The sequence below is a fragment of the Hamadaea sp. NPDC050747 genome (assembly GCF_040654195.1).
In the GTDB taxonomy this organism is placed as follows: Bacteria; Actinomycetota; Actinomycetes; order Mycobacteriales; family Micromonosporaceae; genus Hamadaea.
Window position 1 is genome coordinate 1 of the sequence record NZ_JBFAHM010000016.1, and the last position, 18,548, is coordinate 18,548.

Sequence of the window (18,548 nt, forward strand, 5' to 3'; positions counted from 1 at the left end):
GGTGGGGTGGCTGTCTTGGTAGCTCCACACCTACCCGGAGGTCCTCACCCTTTCAAGATCCAGTCACCAACGTCCGTGGACAGAACACCTAGATCGACTCCCGGGCGTGGCCGATTCCTTCAAGACGGCCGGCGCGACCCTGCATACGGTGGGTGTATGAGCACTGCACAGGTACAGCGGGCGGCCGAGTTCATCTGGCTGACCGGGCGCGTACTCGATCAGCGACGGCTGGAGCACTTCGTCTCCGAGAGCCAGGCCACGAAGGAGGGCGTACTCGCCGCACTGGCGGGCTTCGCGACCCCCGACGGCGCATACGCGTACGGCCTGGAGCCGGACATCAAGGGCCCGGTGCCGCAGCCGATCACGGCCATGACCGCCTTGCGGCTGCTGGACGAGATCGACGCGCTGGACGAGGCGCGTGCGGCGCCGATCACTCGCTGGCTGGGACGGCAGGTCACGGCGGACGGTGGTATTCCGGCGCTCCTCCCGGCGACGCACGACTACCCTCGTCCGCCGTGGATCGAGCCGCCGGCCGAGCCGCTGGGCAGCCTGCTGCCGACGGCTCGCATCGCCGGGCTCCTGTTCAAGCACGGGGTGACCGCGCCGTGGCTGCCTGCCGCGACGGAGTTCTGCTGGGCCGCGCTCGATGCGATGACCGCCACCCATCCTTACGAGGTCCACTGCTGTGTGGTCTTCCTCGATCACGCGCCCGATCGCGGGCGCGCGGCGAAGGCCGCCGACCGGCTCGGTGAGCTGGTTCGCGACCAGGAGTTGTTCCAGGGACGGCGGGTGGTGCCCGGCTATGCGGAGACCGAGTTCCACTACGCGTACGACTTCGCGCCGACGCCGGACAGCGTGGCGGCCCGATGGTTCACCGAGCCCGAAATGACGTCCAGTTTGGACAAACTGGCCGCGGATCAGCGAGACGACGGCGGCTGGCAGATCTCGTGGCGTCGCTGGGCGCCGACGACGGAGAGCGAGGCTCGGCCCGGGTTGACGATCGAACGGCTACGCACGCTCCGGGCGTGGGGTCGCCCGGCCTGACCAGCGGCGTACCTCCCGGCTCAGGTGCGCCTGGTCGGCGTAGCCGGCATCGTGCGCCACCCTCGCAAGGTCGCCGCCGTCCGCGGCGGCCCGACTGGCCCGGCCGAACCGCAGCACCTGCTCCAGCGTCTTCGGCCCGTATCCGACCGCCGCCACCAGTTTCCGGCGCAGGGTGCGTTCCGCGACGCCCAGGTCCGCGGCCAGGCTCGGCACCGTCGGCGGCTCCGCCTGATCGAGCGCCCGCGCCGCGGCCATCACCAGCGGCTCGGGCGCATGCCGCGGGACTCGCCCGGCCAGTGCCCGCGCCAGCACGCGGGCGACCTCCGGTCCGCGTTCCACCAGCTCCATCAGCTGGTACGCCGTCGCACCCCACAGCTCCGTCAAGTCCACCTGCCGGTCCGTCAACGCCGAGACCGGCGTACTGCCGGTGAGCAGGCCGGCCGCCCCCGGCCGGAGCCGGACGCCGGAGATCGTCGTACGCGGGGTCAGCACCACCTCCCGGGGACGGGTGTCCGGCCCGACGACCTGCAGCCGTTCGTCCATCCAGATCAAGTCGACGCAGCCGTCCGGGACGATCAGGGCCGAGACGCCGGCCGCCTCGGGTACGCGACGCACCCAGGCGCACGCGACCCACGGAGTGAGGACTCCGAGGTGAACCGGTGTCTCGGCGTACATGATCCGACGGTAACGCGGCCTCAGAGGTCCCGCCGCTGGAAGGCCAGTCCGGCGAGCCCGAGGATCAGGAGCACCCAGACTGCCGCCCAGCCCAGGTACGCCCCGGTCAACGGGGCCTGGCTGACCAGCGGACTGCCGAGCATCTGCGGTCCGAGCAGGGCGGGATCCTGGAAGGCGTACATGGCGCCGTGCCAGAGCCCGTCGGTCGGCAGGATCATCTGCGAGACCGAGCCCACCCGCGCGACGCTGTCGTTGTGCAGTGCCTGGCCGATCCCGCCGACCACGCCCGCGACCCAGGCCGCGCCGAACAGTCCGACCGCGACGATCCCCGACGCCATCGGGGAGATGGCGGTCGACAGCAGCAGCCCCAGGGTCAGCAGCGCCGTCGTCTGCGCGGCGAGCAGCAACAGTCCCACGGCGGGCTGCGGCGGGGCGTAGCCCACGGTGAACCGGACGATGAGGAGTTGGGCGAACCCGGCCACGATGACGTATCCGCAGCCGAAGACGACCAGGCCCAGCCACTTGCCGAGCAGGACGGCGAAACGGCGTACCGGCCGGGCGAGGACGGCCAGCGCGATGCCGGACTCGATCTCCCCCGCCAGCGTCGGCCCGGCGAGGAACGCCGTGCCGAGCGCGGCGATCAGGCTCAGGCCGAACATGACCAGGTTGAGCACCACGCCGCTGGCGATGCGAGCCTCACCGCTGGTGAGCCCACCGAACTCGGCGTCGATCCGGGAGAATCCCCAGCCGCTCAACGACAGCAGGATCACGGTAAGGACGGCCAGCGCCCGGAGCACCCGTCGCCGGGCGACCTCACGCAACGTCAGCGCGGCGACGGTCAGGACAGTGTGGACGATCATCGGGGCTCCTCGCCGTTCCCGGTACGCAGAATGTCCAGCAGGCGCTGTTCGAGACTGATCCGGCCCAGGTCGACCGCGTGGACGCGTACGCCGAAGCCGACGAGCGCGGCGACCAGGTCCGGCACGACCGTGGCGACGTCGGCGTCGCCCGGCAGCTCCACGGCGTATGCGTCGCCGCTGCGGACGACGCGGCCGGTCTCGGCCAGCCGGGCGTACGCCGCCTCGTCGACGTCGGCGAGGCGCAGCCGCAGTTCCCGCTGACCCAGCAGGTCGGCGAGCGTGCCCGCGGCGGCGACCTTGCCGTGATCCAGGATGACGACGCGGTCGCAGACCCGTTCGACCTCGCCGATCAGGTGGGAGTTGAGCAGGACGGCGACCTGCCGGGCCTTCAGCTCCAGGACGATGTCCCGGACGTCGGCGCGGCCGAGGGGGTCCAGGGCGCTGGTCGGCTCGTCCAGCACCACCAGCTCGGGGCGGGCCACGAGGGCGAGGGCGAGCCCGAGCCGCTGCTGCATGCCCTTGGAGAAGCCGCCGACCCGGTCTTGGCGTCGATCGCCGAGTCCCACCCGGCCCAGGCACTCGTGCTGCTCCCGGACCGGTACGCCGATCCCGGCCAGCCGGACGTGCAGCGCGACCACCTCGGCGGCGGTCAGCCAAGGCTGGTAGCGGAACAGTTCGGGGAGGTAGCCGACGCGGGCCCGGGCCGGTGGCTCGGCCGCCGACCGGCCCAGCAGCAGGATCTCTCCGGCGTCCGGCCGGACGAGGCCGAGCAGCGACTTGATGACGGTGGTCTTCCCGGCGCCGTTCGGCCCCAGCAGGCCTAGCACCTCACCCCGGCCGACGCTGAACGAGACGTCGTCCACGGCAACCCGGCGACGGTAGCGTTTGCGCAGGCCCGAGCACCACACGGCGGAGGTGGCGGGCGATTCGACGGCCGGCTCGGCGGCCGTGGCGGAGGCTGCGGTCACGGCGGTCACCGGAGTCCCCGGGCGACCGCGAGCACCTCGTCGGCGCTCACCGATCCCGCGACGGCGGTGATGACCCCGTGATCCACCCAGACGACCGCCGCCACCACCCCGCTCCGGGCGGTGAGGACGGTGGCCGGTACGCCGCCGATGTCCGCGGTGGCGCTGGTCATCGCGTCCGACGAGACGAGCAGCGGCAGTGTCGTGCCGTCGCCGGAGAACGTCCGCAATTGCGCGGCGACGTCCTGGGGCAGCAACGACAGCGACAGCAGGTAGTCCCGCGCGGTGGCGAACGGGATCCCCGACGAGTACGCCGTCGGCGCGACCATCCGCGCCACGATCAGCGACGGCACCGAGCCGTTCGTGGACCAGATCGCGGCGAGCCCGGGTCCCGCGACCAGCCGGAACTGGCTGCCGTCCAACCCGGACGGAGGCGGCGGCGCACTCTGACCGGCGGCCGCGGCGGTCTGCGCGGTCTTCGCGGCGGAGAAGGTGAACACCGCACTGGCCCGGCCCCCCGCTCGATACGCCGGTACGCCCGTCACCCCATTGGGCAGCGTGGTTACCTGCGGAACGGTCAGGCCCGTGGCCGCCTGCGCCGCCGCGGCGTCGGCGACTTCGCGTACGCCGGGCTTCTCCGTGACGGTGAGGTCGCCGAAGCCGCTCAGGTCCGGCAACCGCACCAGTTCCGCGCCGGACACGCTGACCGGGGCGATCTGTTCGGTCCGGAAGATCGGCAGCCAGTCGGTCGCAGCCGCGACTCCGGCCCCGGCCAGCAGCGCGACGACGCCCGCGACGGCGATCACCGGGCTCCGCAGTGCCGTCCGCCATCGCACGATCCGGCTTGCCCGGACCGGTTTCACGGGTGTCCCGCGGGACAGCCGCTGCCAGCCCCGTTCCACGTCAACATCGACGTTCACGGCAAGCGCGGCTTCGGCCAGGACGGCATCCCGCCGCAGGGTGACCACTGTGGACGCGCAGGCCGGGCAGTCGTCGGCGTGCCGGCGGTCGGCTTCGGGCACCCCGGACGGCTCGTCCACCAGTCGGCGCAGGACGCCTTCACTCGGATGACGCATGACGGTTCAGCTCCTTTCGCAGTGCGGCTTCGGCCCGGCGAACCGTGGTGCCCACGCTGCCGGGCGACAGATCCAGCGCGGCCGCCACTTCGGCGTAGCTCAGCCCGCTGTGCCGCAGCACCAGTGCGACAGCCTGCTTTCGCGGCAGTCGCGCCAGGGCCGACCGCACGCGGCGGCGCTCGTCGAGGGTGACGACGTCGTCGGCGACGTCCGGCGCGGTGAGGTTGCCGACCACGGCTTCCTCCCGGCGTACGCGCCGACGCCGCGAGCGCAGTTGGTTGAGCGCGGTGTGGGCTGCCGCGACCGACAGCCACCCCACCGCCTCCTCGGCCGGGACGGTCGTCCGCCCGAACGCGAGGAACACCTCCTGCGCCACGTCCTCGGCCTCGTCCCGGGCGCCGAGCACCCGGGCGGCGACCGCGACGACCCGGGCGTACGCCGCCCGGAAGACCGGTTCGAGATCCGGCCGGACCGCTCCCGATCCGGCCGGAGCGGGCGTCGCGGTCGGCGCCGGGGCCGGACCAGCCGGTCCTCGATCTGCCAGCGCCACGCCTCGCTCCATATCTCCGAAGCACCGCCGGGACTCGGGATGTGACATGCGTTCTCCCTAGAAGTAGCATGCATAGCAGTGCGATGCATAGTAGTTCTAGGTATAGGGGCTGACAACAGCAGGCGGTGCACTGCGTCACACGCGGAACCTTCGGCGTACCAGCTGTCTCTGGAGGGGTGACATCCGAGAACCCTGACTGGAAGGACGGCCGTGACCGAGACGTTGCCGATCGATGGCATGCGCCTGAGCAGGCGGCTGGCCGCCTGTGTGCTGGGCGCGGACGCCCTGGTGCATGTGTACTGGCTGACCGGGGCCACTTGGCCCGCAGCCGACGAACATTCGTTGTCGCTGGCGGTGCTGGGGTTCGCGGTGCCGTTCACCGCGCGGACCCTGATCCCGCTGGCGCTCGCGCTGTCGGTGGCCGCCGTCGCGCTGTGGCGCGGCACCGGGCGCGTGGCCAGGTTGATCGCGCTGGCGGTCGCGGTGGGCACGGCCGTCCAAGTGCCGCCCCGGCTCGCGTGGGCGGTGGGTCTCGGCCTGCCGACCGCGGAACCGCCGTTCTACTGGCTGAACCTCCTGCTCTACCTGCCGCTCTGCGGACTGCTCGCGGTGATCGCGTTCCGGGTCGCCCGCGGCGGTACGCCGATGCGGATGAGAGCCTTCCTCTCGTGATCTCGGAAGCGGAGCTGGTCCGGCAGGCGCAGGCGGGCGACACCCTTGCGCTGGCACACCTGCTGGACCTGCTCACGCCGTATGTCGGACGCGTCTGCGGAGCGATCGCGCTCGACCGGGGCCCGGACGCCGCGCAGGAGACCCTCATCTCCGTCTTCCGGGGACTGCGCGGTCTCACCCGGCCGGAGGCGCTCCGGGGCTGGGTCCGGGCCATCGCCGTACGCGAAGCCGTGAAGATCGCCCGCCGCGACGGCGGAGTACCGGCGGATCTCAGTTCCGTGCCCGCCCGAGGCGATCCGCAGCTGGCCGCCGACGTCCACGACGTGTTGCGCAGGTTGTCACCGGAGCATCGCGCGATCCTCGTGCTCCGGGACCTGGAGGATCTCGACGAGCAGACCGTGGCGGCGATGCTGGAAGTACCGAAGGGCACCGTGAAGTCCCGGCTCGCCCGAGCCCGGGCGAGTTTCCGAAAGGCGTGGACGGCATGACCGGCATTCCACAGTGGCCGATCGCGGCGGTGGACGAAGTGGCCCGGCTGCGGGCCTTGGCCGCCGGCGTACGCGGGGCCGCGGTGACCGAGCGAACCGTCGGCGCGCCGCTGGACGAGGTCTGGGCGGTGCTGTCGGACTTCGAAGGCGCCTTCGGCCTCATCGAACCGGACATGCGCCGCGTACGCGTCCTCGCCCGCGACGGGGAACGCGTCGAACTCCTGGCTCACAGCCGATGGGGTTTTCGCGCCCGGCTGCTCGGCGTCCACCGGCCGGGCTGGTTCTGGGCGCAAAGCCGGTTCCTGCTCATCGGCATGGCCGCCGTCGCGCAACCAGATGGGCGTACCCGGGTCGCGTTGACCGGCGGCATCCGCGTTCCCCGTCGGGCCGCGCTGGTGCCTCTCGGCGTACGCCGGGCGGCGCGTGGCGCCTTGGACCGGCTGGAAGGGCGGCTCGGTGCCACACTTTGAGTCATGGAGGAGACGCCGACCGCCCGGCAGAAACGGGTCTGGGACAAGTCCGCGCCGAGCTACGACCGGCAGATCCAGTTGTTCGAGCGGATCTGGTTCACCGGCAGCCGCGAGTGGCTCGGCGAACGGGCCGGCGGCCGGGTGCTCGAGGTCGCCATCGGGACTGGGCGCAACCTGCCCCATTACCGGCCCGGCGTGACCGTCACCGGGATCGAGTTGAGCCCGGCGATGCTGGCGTACGCCCGCCGCCGGGCCGCCGATCTCGGCCTCGCCGCTGATCTCCGCGAGGGCGACGCCGAGCACCTGCCCTTCGACGACGCGTCGTTCGACACCGTGGTCTGCGCTTTCTCCCTGTGCACCATTCCGAGGCCGCCCGCCGCCATCGCCGAGATGCGCCGCGTCCTGCGACCCGGCGGCGACCTGTTGCTGGTCGACCACATCGGCAGCACGTGGCCGCCCATCCGGGCAGGTCAGTGGCTACTCGAACGGCTCACCATCCGCGCCGCCGGGGAACACTTCACCCGCCGCCAGCTTCCGCTCGTGCGGGCGGCCGGATTCGAGATCGTGGAGGCCGAGCGGCTCAAGGCGGGCTCGGTCGAACGCATCCACGCCCGCCGCTGACCGCCCCCGCACTCCCGTGATCATTGTGTCAGCCATGTCGTTTCGCGCGGCGAAATGCCCGTTGAAGCATGGCTGACGCGATGATCACACGGTGGCGTAGAGCCGGGCGAGGTCGGCCACAGTAGCCGCGATCCGCGCCCGCAGCGTCACCGGTTCGAGCACTTCGATCACCGGCCCGAGCCGCAGGAATTCACGGGTCGCGTGGCTTTCGGACTCGATCGGCAGCCGGGCCAGCAGCCATCCGTCCGGTTGCGGCTCGCCGGCCGCCGCGGCGTCCGCGACGGCCTGGCCCAGGAAATGGCGCAGGTTGTCGGCGGCCGCCGGGTCCACTCGCACCAGCGCCTCGCCCCGGTGCAGGCGCGCACGGAAGTCCTGGATGTGTTCCTGCCAGTACGCCGCCAGGTCGAACCCGGCGGGCCAGTCGAATCGCTCGGCCCGGACGGTCAGCGTACGGATCTGGCTGACCCGGAAGGTACGCACACCGCGCCGGGCGTGCGCGACGAGGTACCACTTGCCCGCCTTCAAGACCAACCCGTACGGCTCCAGCCGGTGCTGGGCCACGTCCTGCCAGTTCTCGTATTCGGCGTCCAGGACGTGCTGCTGCCAGACGGCGTCGGCGACCTCGGCGAGAAAGGGGCAGTTGTCGGCGTCCTGGTACCAGCCGGGCGTGTCGAGGTGGAAGCGCTCGCGCATCCGGGTGGCTCGTTCCCGCAGCGTCTGCGGCAGCGCTGCGGTCAGCTTGAGCTGGGCGGCGGCGACCGCCTCGGCCAATCCCAGCGCGGCCGCCGCCCCGGGCAGCCCGGCCAGCGGCAGCCCGCGCGCCTCGTCGGCGGTCAGCCCGGTCAGCTGGGTCTGATACCCCGCGACCAGGTGGTAGCCCGACGCGTCGGCGTAGATCGGGATTCCGGCCGTGCTGAGGGCGACGGTGTCGCGGTAGACCGTGCGAACCGAGACGCCGAGTTCCGCCGCGAGCTGGGCCGCGCTCAACCGGCCCCGCGACTGGAGCAGCAGCAGGAGGGCGACTAAGCGATCGGCGCGCACGATCTCAGTTTCCTCCGGACCACTGACAGAACATGTCAGGGGTACGCCCCTAGCGTCGCTGACATGAGGAATACGGATTTCGACTTCCTGACCGGCGCGTGGACCAGCCGCCAACGGCGCCTGGTCAAGATCCTCGCCGGCAGCGACGAGTGGTACGAGTTCGACGCGACCCTGGACTGCCAGGTGCTCCTGGACGGCAACGGGGTCTTCGACGTGCTGCGCTCACCCGAGCGCGACCTCGAAGGCGTCACGCTGCGTCTCTACAACCCCGAGGAGCAGGCCTGGCGGATCTGGTGGGCGTCCAAGACGTCCGGCGGGATGCTCGACGAGCCGGTCGTCGGCCGGTTCACCGACGGCGTCGGCACCTTCGAGTGCGACGACACCTGGAACGGCCAGGACATTCGGGTGCGCTACCGGTGGACCGCCGTCGACCCGGAGCACCCCCGCTGGGAGCAGGCGTTCTCCGCCGACGGCGGGCAGACCTGGGAGGTCAACTGGACCGCCTCGTTCGCTCGGCGTACTGGCTGACGGCGGCCCAGACCGCGGCCGGCGCCTCCTCGGGGGCGAAGTGACCGGCGTCGGGGATCAGGGCGCAGTCCAATTCGGTCGCCCCGGCGCTACGCAGTCCGGCCGCGTACGCGTCGAGGCCGCCGGGGTCGTGGTCACCGCGCAGATACAACAGCGGGGTGCGTACAGGGGCGGTGTCGGCGTTGTCCTGAACGTCGTCGGGAAATGAGCGATACCAGGCGAACCCTGCCGCGAGGGCGGCGTCGGACGCGTACGCGTCGGCGTACGCCTGGCGGGTTTCGGGAGTGATCCGGGTGGGGTCGGCCGCCAGCGCGTCGTAGAAGAAGTCGAAATACGCGCGCTGGCGGCCACGCACGAGTTCCTCCGGTAGCCGGGGAACCTGGTGGAGGCCGAAGTGCCAGATCCGGGGATTCCGCTCGACCTCGGTCCAGGGATCGACGCCGGGAACGGCGACGTCCATGATCACTGCGCGGCCCAGGTCGCCGAACATTCGCCAATACGCGTACGCGATCATGCCGCCGACGTCGTGCCCGACGAGCGTGACGTCCCGGAGTCCGAGCCTCGTGACCAGGTCGTGCACCGTGCGGGCGAGGTCCCGCTTGGTCTTCCCGGCTGGTCCGGTGGACTCGCCGACCTCCGGCAGGTCGAGCGCCAGGACGCGGGCCTGCCGTTCGGCAAGGGTCATCAGCGGCCGCCAGGCCAGCCAGGTCTCGGGCCAGCCGTGCAGCAGCACGACCGGTGGGGCGTCGATCGGGCCGGCCTCGACCAGGTGGATCGAGGCACCATCGGCAGCCGAGCCCACGGACAGGTGAGCGTGCCGTTCCTCCATGACTCAGGCAAATGCCCGGGACGGCCGAGCCGAAACATCGGCCGTCCCGGGCGGTCACGGTGAGGTCACCAGACCGGCATGACCACCCGGCCGCCGACCAACGACAGGTCGAAGGTTCCCGAGTCGAACCAGCCGGCCGGACCGGTGTAGGACCACCCGCTCAGCCAGACGTGATAGCGGAAATCTGAGCCATAGTCGTACGCCGTGATGATGTCGTCGCGGCCGTCGTCGTTGGCGTCGCCGACCGCCATCCGGTTGCCCACCAGGCTGAGCGTGTAGCCGGAGGTCACCTCCCAGTCCGGGGTGGCGAGCGTGAAGTGCGCGTTGGCCGTCGTCCAGCGGAAGAGCCGGGAGTGGCTGCCGCCGTAGGAGTAGAACAACGCCGGTTCGTCATCGCCGTCGCCGTCGAAGTCGCCGACGACCATCCGGTCCGCGACGGCGTTCAGGTCGAACCCGCCGGACTGATACCAACCTTCCGGTCCACTGTAGTCAGTCGCGCCGGTCCACACGTGGAACCGGAAATAGGTGCCATAGGAGTACGCCGTGATCAGGTCGTCCCGGCCGTCCTGGTCGACGTCTCCGGCGGCGAACCGCCCGGCGACGTTGGCCAGGTCGTAGCCGCTGGACGCGCTCCAGTCGCCGGACGTCGTCTTGGTCAGCGAGGTCCCGTCGGACAGCAGCCGGTGAATCCTGGCTCCGGTCGTCCCGGCGACCGCCTCGAACAAGGCGATGTCGGTGCAGCCGTTGCCGTCGAAGTCTCCGGCGGTCATCCGGGCTCCCACCGACGCCGGCGCGACGGCGGCGGTCCCCCAGACCTTAGGCCCGGCGGCGATCGCCGTGCCGTCCCAGACGTCGAACCGCAGCGCTCCGCCGGTGTCGTAGCCGACCGCGATGTCGTCCACCCCATCACAGGTGAAGTCACCGCTCACCATGCGGTCACCGACCCTGGCCAGGTCATATCCGCTGCTCTGCGACCAGCCGGTGCCGATCTGGAACGCCGCTTCCGTGGAGTTCCACCGGTACGCGGAAGCGCTGCCACCGCCGCCGTACAGCATCGCGGCTCCGGCCGGTCGTCCGTACCACTGGGTCATGATGAGGTGGTTCTCCACATGCCCGTCGGGCATGACGACGGACTGGGTGGCGAACTTCCGGCCGCTGTTCGCGGCGGCGAACAGCCCGCCCTTCGTGCCGGCCGGCGCGGCGTTGGCGAGCGTGGTGGGGTTGAGCTTGAGGAACGTGCCGACCGCGGTGCCGTAGAGGTAGCCGTCGCGCGGGTCGAAGGTCAGGTTGACCGCACGCGGGTTGAAGCTCGTGCTCCAGGCGTAGTCGACCAGCGTGGCGCTGCTCAGCACCTGGCGCGTGCTGACGTTGAAGCGGAACGCCTTCCCGGCGGTGAGCCCGATGAGGACGTTGGGATCGGTACCGAACGCCAAACCGTTGACACCCAGCTCACCCGCGAGCGGCGTGGCCTGCCACAACTTCGTCCCCGTCTCGACGTCGAGGGCGAAGATCTTGCCGGGGCTTTGTCCCGCGATGGTGCAGCAGTTGAGCGTGCCGCCGTAGAGGATCCCGTTCTGATAAGTGAGCGCGCTGATCTCGCCCGCGCCGGCGATGCCGTTGAAGACCCGGATGGCGCCGGTCTCCGGGTCGTAGAGGGTCACCGCGCCGTCGGTCTGCGAGTTCTTCGGGCTGGTGCCGATCGCCACGTACTTGCCGGCCGAGATCACCGTCCAGGGTCGCTCCTGGCCATAGGTCTGCAGGTCGAACAGCTTGCGCGGATTGGCCGAGTCGAACGGCAGCGTCGGGTCGTACTCGTAGAGCGCGCCGTTGGGGTAGACGCCCAGATACAGCTTGCGGCCGTGGCTGGCCATCCCCTCGACCTGGTGCGCCCAGCGGTACTCGTGCCACACCTCGGCGTCGGGGTCGTACCCGGCGAAGCCGCCCGCAAAGTAGCCGCCGAGGTACGCCCAGCCGTTGGGGCCGATACCCAGCGACCGCAACGAGGTCAGCACGGGCTGGAAGCCGACGTCCACCCAGTTCGAGACCGATCCGGTGCCGGTCACCAGGTCGTACCGGAGGATCGAGCCGTCGGCCTGCCCGGTCACCACCGTCTCGTGGCCGTTCGCCGGGTTCACCACCCGCTGGATGCCCTTCGGCGCGCCGGCCGAGAAGCCGGTGTGCGTCACCGCGCCGGTGTCGGCGTCGTAGCCCACGATCTCGCCCGACATGACGAGGTAGGTCAGCCCGTCGCTGCCCTCGTCGGAGACGGTCGGGCCGGCGTACCCGGGGATCTCGCGGACCCACTGCTGGGTCACGAGGTTGTAGAGCCACGCCTTGGCCGACGACGTGCCGCCGACGAAGTAGACGTAGAGGTAGTCGCCCGCGTCGTCGAGCTGGTAGGTGTACATGTCGGACGGTACGCCGGCCGGCAGCGGGATGTCGGTGCTCGTCCCGGTCGCCGGGTCGTACCGCACGAACTTCGTGAACTGGCCGAGGCCCGCGTAGACCTGGCCCCGGGCGTACTCGACCGAGCGGACGTACTTGTAGGTGTCGCCGTAGCTGGCCCTGGTCGTCCAGTTCGACCCCGGCGACCAGCTCGTCAGCAGTCCCGCCGGAGCGGGCTTGGTGAAGCCCTGGAAGGTGCCGACCCACAGGTTCCCCTGGTCGTCGGTGTCGCCCTCCCAGAGGAAGCTCGTCCCGGCCGACGGCGCGCCCAGGTCGGCGAGCGTACGCCCGGTATAGGTCAGCCGGAACGCGTGGCCCTGGCCGTACGTGGTGACGTACACGTACTTGCCGTCCGGTGTGACCGAGACGCCCCAGGCGCCTTCGGCTCCGCCCAGCGGATACCGGGCGACCATCTTCCCGGCGAACGGGTCGACCTCGGCCAGGTACGCCGGATCGCCCTCGGCCGGAGCGCCGCTGATCGCCAGCCATGTCCGGACCTTGCCGTCGGCCATCCGCGCCGTCTCACCACCCGCCGCCGTCACCCCCTTGACCGGCGGGCGGCCCAGGTCGATCGACTTCGGATACGGGCCCGCCGCTTGGGCGGGCCGGGCCGAGATCGCGCCACCGGCGACGGCGGCGACCACGACCAGCAGGAGTGCCGACAGCGCGGCAAGGAATGAACGACGTCGATGACGAAGCATGGTCCGGACAATATTCCGGTCTAGACCGGTAGTCAATGACCATCATCTGTCTCTGCGCCCCACGCCTCCCCGGCTCCCCACTCTCGGCGCTGGATCAGGGTTCCGTGTCGAATCTTGGCTCAAGATTCGACCGGGAACCCTGATCCAGCGCCCCCGAACCACTGCGGCATGATCGCCGCATGAGCGGCATGAGTGGACGCGCGATTCTGGTGACCGGAGCCTCCCGCGGGATCGGACGGGCGGTGGCCGAGGCGTTCGCCCGGGGCGGCGACCGCGTGGCCGTCCACTATCGAGGGTCGGCCGACCAGGCCGAGCAGGTACGCGCAACGCTGCCGGGCGAGGGGCACGTCGTCGTCCAGGGCGACCTCGCCGACCCCGACGCCGTACGCACAGTGGTCGACGGAGCGGCCGAGGCGCTCGGCGGGCTGGACGTCCTGGTGAACAACGCGGGCGCGTACGCACCCCATCCGGTCTTCGAGACCACCTACGACGAGTGGCAGGACCAGTGGCGGGCGATGCTGTCCACCAACCTCGTCGGCCCGGCCAACGCGATCTGGTGCGCCGCCCGGCACATGCGCGCCAAGGGTGGCCGGATCATCAACGTGAGTTCGCGTGGAGCCTTCCGGGGCGAGCCCGAGCATGTGGCGTACGGGGCGGCCAAGGCCGGGCTGAACTCGCTCACCCAGTCGCTCGCGGTCGAACTCGGCCGCCACGGGATCGCGGTGGCGGCGGTCGCGCCCGGGTTCGTGGAGACCGACATGGTCACCGAATACCTCGCCTCGCCCGCCGGAGCGGCGATCCGCGCCCAGAGCCCGTTCGACCGCGTCGCCCGGCCCGAGGAGATCGCCGCCGCGGTGCACTGGCTCGCCTCGCCGCTCGCCGAATGGGCCTCCGGCACGATCATCGACCTCAACGGCGCTTCCTACCTGCGTACCTGACACGCGCATCAGGCGGCGGCGAGCCGGTCCGCCGCACCCGGATCGTGGGCCGGCAACACGACCAGGTCCGGGTGGCTCCGGCGCAGCTCGTTGACCATCGCCACGGTCCGGCGCATCGTCTTCCGGACGCCGACGCCCGGGATCTCCCCGGCCGCGAGCAGGTCCGCGTCATAGGTGAGGTCGCCGACCATCAGCAGCGGCGCCCGGCCAGGGCGGCGTACCAGCAGGGACTGGGAACCCGCGGTGTGCCCGGGAGTCGGGAGCACGGTCAGGGCGCCGTCGCCGAACAGGTCGTGCCCGGTCGTGAACGGCCCCAGGTCCGCGTCGCCCAGCGCTTCCGGGGTCACTCGCTCCCAGCGCAACCCCGGCACGTCTATATGGGTACGCAGAAAGCCGCGTTGCGCCGGGAACGGCTTTCGCATGTCGTCCCATTCGGTGGCGCCGACGAGGATCCGGGACCGGGTCAGCTCTCGAAGTCCGCCGATGTGGTCCTGGTGCAGATGGGACAGGATCGCCGTATGCACGTCGCCCGGCTCGTGCCCGAGGCGTCGCAGCGAAGCGGCGAGTGTCTGGGCCGGCGTGATGTCGAACTTCGCCAGGCGGTCGTAGAGATGGCCGGTCGGCCCGCCCGGGAAGTACGCCGGATCGGTAACCGAGGCGATGTCCTGCCCGGTGTCGAAGAGCACCACACCTTCGGGGTGCTCGATGACGTACGCGTTGATCGGCCGCGGCGGCGTCCAGCTGCGCGCGGTGACCATGAGCCAGAGGTAGGTGGGCTGGCGGGTGGGGCCGACGTGTTCCGGACGGATCTGGACGCTGCCGGTGCTGATCACGGAAACCTTCATGCGGATTACATTACGCGTCATCAGATGTCGTGTCATACATTGCCGGGAGAGTGAGACAGTCGTCACAAATACATGTCGTGTAATCTAATGCTGTGACACCCGTTGAGGAACTGCGCTACTTGATCCTGGCCGCGCAGCGCGAGGGCAACCGGCAGCTCGCCCAGGCGCTCCGCCCGCACGGCATCACGCCGGCCCAGGCCGAAGTCCTCCGGCTCTTGGCCGACCGCCAGCCACTGACCCTGTCCGGCCTCGGCGAACTCCTCGTCTGCGAGAGCGGCACCAATCCGAGCCGCCTCGTCGACCGGCTCGTGAGCGCCGACCTGGTGCGTCGCGTACCGGGGGAACAGGACCGGCGGCAGGTCGAGCTGAGCCTGACCCCGGCAGGCGCCCGGCTCGCCCGCAAGGTCGCCGGGGTCGAGGACGACCTGCACCGCCTGCTCGAATCGGCCGGCTCGGCGCGCGAACTGGCCACCGTCGTCGCCTTCCTGCGTACGCTGGTCGACGGGCAGCCCGCCGGGGACGCCGTCGCTCGCCGGAAAAAATCTTCCGAGTAGAGGCAGCCGCGATGTAGAGAAGACCGATCCGGCTCCGACCCAGGCACGAAACCGAAGGCTGGAAGGAGCCGATCATGCGCAAGGTCATCTACTGGGTGCACACCTCGATCGACGGGTTCGTCGACGGCCCCAACGGCGAGTTCGACTGGCCCGTGATGGGGCCGGAGCTGTCGGCGTACTCCGACGGACTGGACAAGCGAGTCGACACGCTGCTGTTCGGCCGGGTGGTCTGGGGCATGATGTCGAGCTTCTGGCCGGCCGCCGAGCAGCTCTCCGACGACCCGCACGTGGCGAGGTTCGCGCCGTTCTGGCGGGCCACCCCGAAGATCGTCCTGTCCCGCACCTACGCCGGCGACGACTGGACGTCCGCCGTCGTCGAGGCCGCCGCCGTGGCCGAATTGAAGCAGCAGGAAGGCCGGGACCTGCTGCTCACCGGCGGCATCGGGGCGGCCGCCGCGCTGACCGCCCACGGACTGATCGACGAGTACCACATCGCGGTGCACCCGGTCGTGCTCGGCGGCGGCCGCCCGGTCTTCGCCCACCCGGCCGACCGGCTCAATCTCCAGCTCGTGGACTCCACCGTCGCCGACGGCCGCATCGTGGTGAACCACTACGAGCGCGCCTGACTCACTCGCGAAAACGATCTCCGGAGGCTCGCGTACCTCTCCGCAGCCCGGTCAGGTATCCCACCCGCCGGAGATCATCACTCCTAAGATGCATCGTGGGCTTCTTCGGCGCGTACCTGCTCGACACTCCGCGGAGCTACTTCGGGGACGACACTGCGTCCGCTCCGTCGGACGTGGACCGTGAAGCCGGCGCGCTGGCCGACTGGTGGGCCGGCTACCACGGTGTCACCGATCGCGCGACGATCGCCGAGCAGCGAGCCGCCCTCGCCGGCATTCTCGCCGCCGACCACGATTCGGAAGCCGAGGACGACGAGATCGACATCTCCGAGGAGGATCTCTTCGTCGAGCGGAAGGCCGCAAGATTTCTGCGGCTCCCGGGGCTGAGTCGGCCGACGGATCTGCCTGATGAGTGACGGGAGCGGTCCACGACGTCCGGCGTACCAGATCACTCCGGACGTCGTGGCGGTCGTGGCCGTGCGCGGGACCGAGCTGCTGTTGATCCGCGAGTTCCGGCCCGCGGTCGGCGAGCGGGTCCTCCAGGTACCGATGGGCAAGATTCCGGCCGGGACCGACCCACGCGAGCAGGCGCTCGCGGAGCTGGCCGAGGAGACCGGCTTCGGCGCGGGCCGCTGTGAGTTCGTCGCGTGCCTGTTCTCCGCGCCCGGCTGGCTGACTCAGCGGATGCACGTCTTCCGGGCCACGGACCTGGTCGAACTCGCGGAACGGCCGGTCGGCGATCCGGACGAGGCCGACATCGAAGTTGTGCCGATGCCGGTCGCGGACTTGCCGAAAGCGATGGCGGGCGGCGTGCTCCGGGATGCCCGGAGCATCGCCGCCCTCACGGTGGCGTTGCCGCTTACAGCGTGACGACGACGCCGTGGAAGGTCACCACGAGGTGGCCGTCCGCGGCGTAGGACCAGCCCAACGCGCCGCTGTAGGTGGTGCAGCGGGAGCCGTTGGCGCCGCTCCAGAACTGGTTGGAGCTGTCGGAGTCGCCGATGATCCGGTCGTTGGTGCCGCTGCTGAACCGGCACGACGTGTTGTTCCGGAACACCGAGGTGCCGGCGTCGAAGTTGAAGTTGCGCTCGCCGTTGTCGACGCTCACGTTGTTCGAGATCGTCATCGAGCCGGGGTTGCTGTTGTAGGTGAAGCCGTGCTTACCGTTGTGGTACGCGATGCTGCGCCGCACGATGTGGTTCACGCCGATGTCCTCGCCGCCGAGCTTGTAGCCGTTGCGGTCGCCCGCCCCGGCCTGGCTGCCGTCGCTCAGGGTGCCGTTGTTGTAGGACAGCGAGTCCTCGATGGTCACCACGCCGATCGGGCCGGTGTCGGTCTTCGTGTACAGGTCCCAGCCGTCGTCGATGTTGTTGTGCGAGACGGCGTACCGGAAGACGTTGCCGGAGCCGACCGTCAGCTTGGCGGCGAAGCCGTCGGCGTCTTCACCGTCGGAGTCGGCGTTGTCGTGCGACTCGGCGCTGAGGATCAGGTTGTTCGCCGGCCATTGGGACTGCGGGGTGTCCGAGGCGATCCGGGACAGCTGCAGACCGGTGTCGTGGTTGAACCGGGTCACCGTGCGCTCGATGATGTTGTTGCTGCCGCCGACGAAGATGCCGTTGTCCCCGGCACGCTCGACCACGATGCCGTAGAGGCGCCAGTAGTTGCCGTTCAGCGCCAGCCCCCGGTTGGCCGGGTCTTCCGCCTGTGCCGAGAAGTTCAGCACCGGCGTCTCCCCCGGGTACGCCGACAGCGTCTTGCGGGCACTGGAGGTGCCACTGTTGGCGGGCGCGATGGTCACCGTCGACGAGTAGTTGTAGGTGCCGCCGCGCAGGTAGATCGTCCCGCCCGCCGCGATCCGGGTGAGCGCCGACGTCAGCGTCGTCGGGTTGGACTGCGTACCGGCTGCGCCGTCGGTGCCGCTCGGCGACACGTAGATCGCACCCGTCGTCGGGCTGGTAGTGGGGCTCGGGCTCGACGTCGGTGAACTGGTCGGACTGCCGGTCGTCGCGCTCGGCGACGGCCCGGCCGAGTCGGTCACCACGACGTCGTCGAAACGGGCGCTGGCGTAGTAGGTCGCCACGCCGATCTGGCCGCTGGCGTACTGCGTGTCGGTGGCGGTCAGCACGGTTCCGCCGTTGACGGTGCCGCGCAAGGTGGTGCCGGAGACCTGCAGGCTCAACGCGTACGTCGTGTTCAGCGAGAAGGTCAGCGACGCGGAGGCCAGGGTCGTGGAGGAACCGCTGACGAGCTTCTTCAGCTCGACCGTGTTGTTGCTGCGCAGCGCGAGATAGTAGTAGCTCGTCGACGACTGCACCCGGGCCAGCACCGCCACGAAGCGGTTGCTGCCGTTGACCGCGGTCGGCTTGACGTTCACGGTGACCGTGTAGTTCGTCCAGCTGCTCGTGCCGGCCCGGGCGCGCGCGTCCGAGCTGGTGCCGCCCTGCTGGTACGCGGGCGTGCCGTCGGTGACCACCGACCAGGACCCGCCGCTGGTGGTCCAGCCGCTGGCGTTGCCGTCGTTGAAGTCGTCGCTGAAGAGGGTCGCCGCGACGGCCGGACTCGACAGTCCGATCACGACGGTCGCTGCGGCGGCGAGTGAACCCATGATCGCGGCCATGGGTGC

Annotated in this window: 21 protein-coding genes; 11 read left to right on the forward strand and 10 right to left on the reverse strand. The window is 70.6% G+C overall.

Features of this window, described 5'->3' with window-relative positions; all coding sequences use genetic code 11:
* Positions 1-156: 156 nt before the first annotated feature.
* Positions 157-1,044 carry a hypothetical protein gene (locus AB0H43_RS32525; RefSeq protein WP_360005690.1) on the forward strand — a complete coding sequence of 296 codons (888 nt, stop codon included), beginning with the start codon at positions 157-159 and terminating at the stop codon, positions 1,042-1,044.
* Here AB0H43_RS32525 and AB0H43_RS32530 read toward each other — a convergent pair.
* The 5 genes from AB0H43_RS32530 to AB0H43_RS32550 are packed head-to-tail and all read right to left on the reverse strand — an operon-like array spanning position 1,009 to position 5,170.
* The gene (locus tag AB0H43_RS32530; protein WP_360005692.1) at positions 1,009-1,719 is read right to left on the reverse strand and encodes an AraC family transcriptional regulator; all 711 of its coding nucleotides are present in this window, start codon (positions 1,717-1,719) and stop codon (positions 1,009-1,011) included. The two genes, AB0H43_RS32525 and AB0H43_RS32530, sit on opposite strands and share 36 nt — an antisense overlap.
* A gap of 20 nt (positions 1,720-1,739) precedes the next feature.
* Positions 1,740-2,579, reverse strand: coding sequence for an ABC transporter permease subunit (locus AB0H43_RS32535; RefSeq protein ID WP_360005694.1), 840 nt, complete (start codon positions 2,577-2,579; stop codon positions 1,740-1,742).
* Positions 2,576-3,547 carry an ABC transporter ATP-binding protein gene (locus AB0H43_RS32540; protein WP_360005696.1) on the reverse strand — a complete coding sequence of 324 codons (972 nt, stop codon included), beginning with the start codon at positions 3,545-3,547 and terminating at the stop codon, positions 2,576-2,578. The genes AB0H43_RS32535 and AB0H43_RS32540 overlap by 4 nt, the downstream gene beginning before the upstream one ends.
* Positions 3,548-3,552: 5 nt before the next feature.
* Positions 3,553-4,620: a hypothetical protein gene (locus tag AB0H43_RS32545; RefSeq protein ID WP_360005698.1), complete on the reverse strand. Its 1,068-nt coding sequence runs from the start codon at positions 4,618-4,620 to the stop codon at positions 3,553-3,555.
* Entirely contained in the window at positions 4,604-5,170 is a 567-nt protein-coding gene (locus AB0H43_RS32550; protein ID WP_360005700.1) for a sigma-70 family RNA polymerase sigma factor, read from the reverse strand. The genes AB0H43_RS32545 and AB0H43_RS32550 overlap by 17 nt, the downstream gene beginning before the upstream one ends.
* Positions 5,171-5,380: 210 nt before the next feature.
* On the opposite strand from AB0H43_RS32550, the gene AB0H43_RS32555 reads away from it, so the two are divergent.
* From AB0H43_RS32555 to AB0H43_RS32570, 4 genes are read left to right on the forward strand one after another with little or no spacing between them, the layout of a single operon-like run.
* Entirely contained in the window at positions 5,381-5,842 is a 462-nt protein-coding gene (locus tag AB0H43_RS32555; protein WP_360005702.1) for a hypothetical protein, read from the forward strand.
* Positions 5,839-6,330 carry a sigma-70 family RNA polymerase sigma factor gene (locus AB0H43_RS32560; protein ID WP_360005703.1) on the forward strand — a complete coding sequence of 164 codons (492 nt, stop codon included), beginning with the start codon at positions 5,839-5,841 and terminating at the stop codon, positions 6,328-6,330. Before AB0H43_RS32555 ends, AB0H43_RS32560 begins: the two co-directional genes overlap by 4 nt.
* Complete coding sequence (locus tag AB0H43_RS32565) at positions 6,327-6,800, forward strand: hypothetical protein (protein ID WP_360005705.1); 474 nt, start codon at positions 6,327-6,329, stop codon at positions 6,798-6,800. The genes AB0H43_RS32560 and AB0H43_RS32565 overlap by 4 nt, the downstream gene beginning before the upstream one ends.
* A 3-nt stretch (positions 6,801-6,803) precedes the next feature.
* On the forward strand, positions 6,804-7,421 hold the full coding sequence (locus tag AB0H43_RS32570; RefSeq protein ID WP_360005707.1) for a methyltransferase domain-containing protein: 618 nt from the start codon (positions 6,804-6,806) through the stop codon (positions 7,419-7,421).
* Positions 7,422-7,505: 84 nt separating this feature from the next.
* On the opposite strand, the gene AB0H43_RS32575 is transcribed toward AB0H43_RS32570, so the two are convergent.
* Positions 7,506-8,462 (reverse strand): transcriptional regulator, encoded by a 957-nt coding sequence (locus tag AB0H43_RS32575; RefSeq protein WP_360005709.1) that lies wholly within the window; start codon positions 8,460-8,462, stop codon positions 7,506-7,508.
* Positions 8,463-8,525: 63 nt separating this feature from the next.
* Here AB0H43_RS32575 and AB0H43_RS32580 point away from each other — a divergent pair, with 63 nt between their 5' ends.
* Positions 8,526-8,990: a hypothetical protein gene (locus tag AB0H43_RS32580; protein WP_360005710.1), complete on the forward strand. Its 465-nt coding sequence runs from the start codon at positions 8,526-8,528 to the stop codon at positions 8,988-8,990.
* Here the strand turns inward: AB0H43_RS32580 and AB0H43_RS32585 are convergent.
* Together AB0H43_RS32585 and AB0H43_RS32590 are read right to left on the reverse strand one after the other, a co-directional pair.
* Complete coding sequence (locus tag AB0H43_RS32585; RefSeq protein WP_360005712.1) at positions 8,953-9,819, reverse strand: alpha/beta hydrolase; 867 nt, start codon at positions 9,817-9,819, stop codon at positions 8,953-8,955. The genes AB0H43_RS32580 and AB0H43_RS32585 overlap by 38 nt on opposite strands.
* A 65-nt stretch (positions 9,820-9,884) precedes the next feature.
* On the reverse strand, positions 9,885-12,965 hold the full coding sequence (locus tag AB0H43_RS32590) for a hypothetical protein (RefSeq protein WP_360005714.1): 3,081 nt from the start codon (positions 12,963-12,965) through the stop codon (positions 9,885-9,887).
* 188 nt (positions 12,966-13,153) lie between these two features.
* Here AB0H43_RS32590 and AB0H43_RS32595 point away from each other — a divergent pair, with 188 nt between their 5' ends.
* Positions 13,154-13,903 carry an SDR family oxidoreductase gene (locus AB0H43_RS32595; protein ID WP_360006038.1) on the forward strand — a complete coding sequence of 250 codons (750 nt, stop codon included), beginning with the start codon at positions 13,154-13,156 and terminating at the stop codon, positions 13,901-13,903.
* Positions 13,904-13,911: 8 nt separating this feature from the next.
* Here the strand turns inward: AB0H43_RS32595 and AB0H43_RS32600 are convergent, their stop codons facing one another.
* A complete protein-coding gene (locus tag AB0H43_RS32600; RefSeq protein ID WP_360005716.1) occupies positions 13,912-14,748 on the reverse strand; it encodes an N-acyl homoserine lactonase family protein in 837 nt (278 codons plus the stop codon).
* Positions 14,749-14,840: 92 nt separating this feature from the next.
* Here AB0H43_RS32600 and AB0H43_RS32605 point away from each other — a divergent pair, with 92 nt between their 5' ends.
* The 4 genes from AB0H43_RS32605 to AB0H43_RS32620 all read left to right on the forward strand — a co-directional run bounded on the left by AB0H43_RS32605 (position 14,841) and on the right by AB0H43_RS32620 (position 16,795).
* Positions 14,841-15,302, forward strand: a complete 462-nt coding sequence (locus AB0H43_RS32605; RefSeq protein WP_360005718.1) for a MarR family transcriptional regulator — start codon at positions 14,841-14,843, stop codon at positions 15,300-15,302.
* 74 nt (positions 15,303-15,376) lie between these two features.
* A complete protein-coding gene (locus tag AB0H43_RS32610) occupies positions 15,377-15,928 on the forward strand; it encodes a dihydrofolate reductase family protein (protein ID WP_360005720.1) in 552 nt (183 codons plus the stop codon).
* Between the two features lie 95 nt (positions 15,929-16,023).
* Positions 16,024-16,341, forward strand: coding sequence for a hypothetical protein (locus AB0H43_RS32615; RefSeq protein WP_360005722.1), 318 nt, complete (start codon positions 16,024-16,026; stop codon positions 16,339-16,341).
* The gene (locus AB0H43_RS32620) at positions 16,334-16,795 is read left to right on the forward strand and encodes an NUDIX hydrolase (protein ID WP_360005724.1); all 462 of its coding nucleotides are present in this window, start codon (positions 16,334-16,336) and stop codon (positions 16,793-16,795) included. The genes AB0H43_RS32615 and AB0H43_RS32620 overlap by 8 nt, the downstream gene beginning before the upstream one ends.
* On the opposite strand, the gene AB0H43_RS32625 is transcribed toward AB0H43_RS32620, so the two are convergent.
* The gene (locus AB0H43_RS32625) at positions 16,785-18,542 is read right to left on the reverse strand and encodes a cellulose-binding protein (protein ID WP_360005726.1); all 1,758 of its coding nucleotides are present in this window, start codon (positions 18,540-18,542) and stop codon (positions 16,785-16,787) included. The two genes, AB0H43_RS32620 and AB0H43_RS32625, sit on opposite strands and share 11 nt — an antisense overlap.
* Positions 18,543-18,548: the final 6 nt, after the last annotated feature.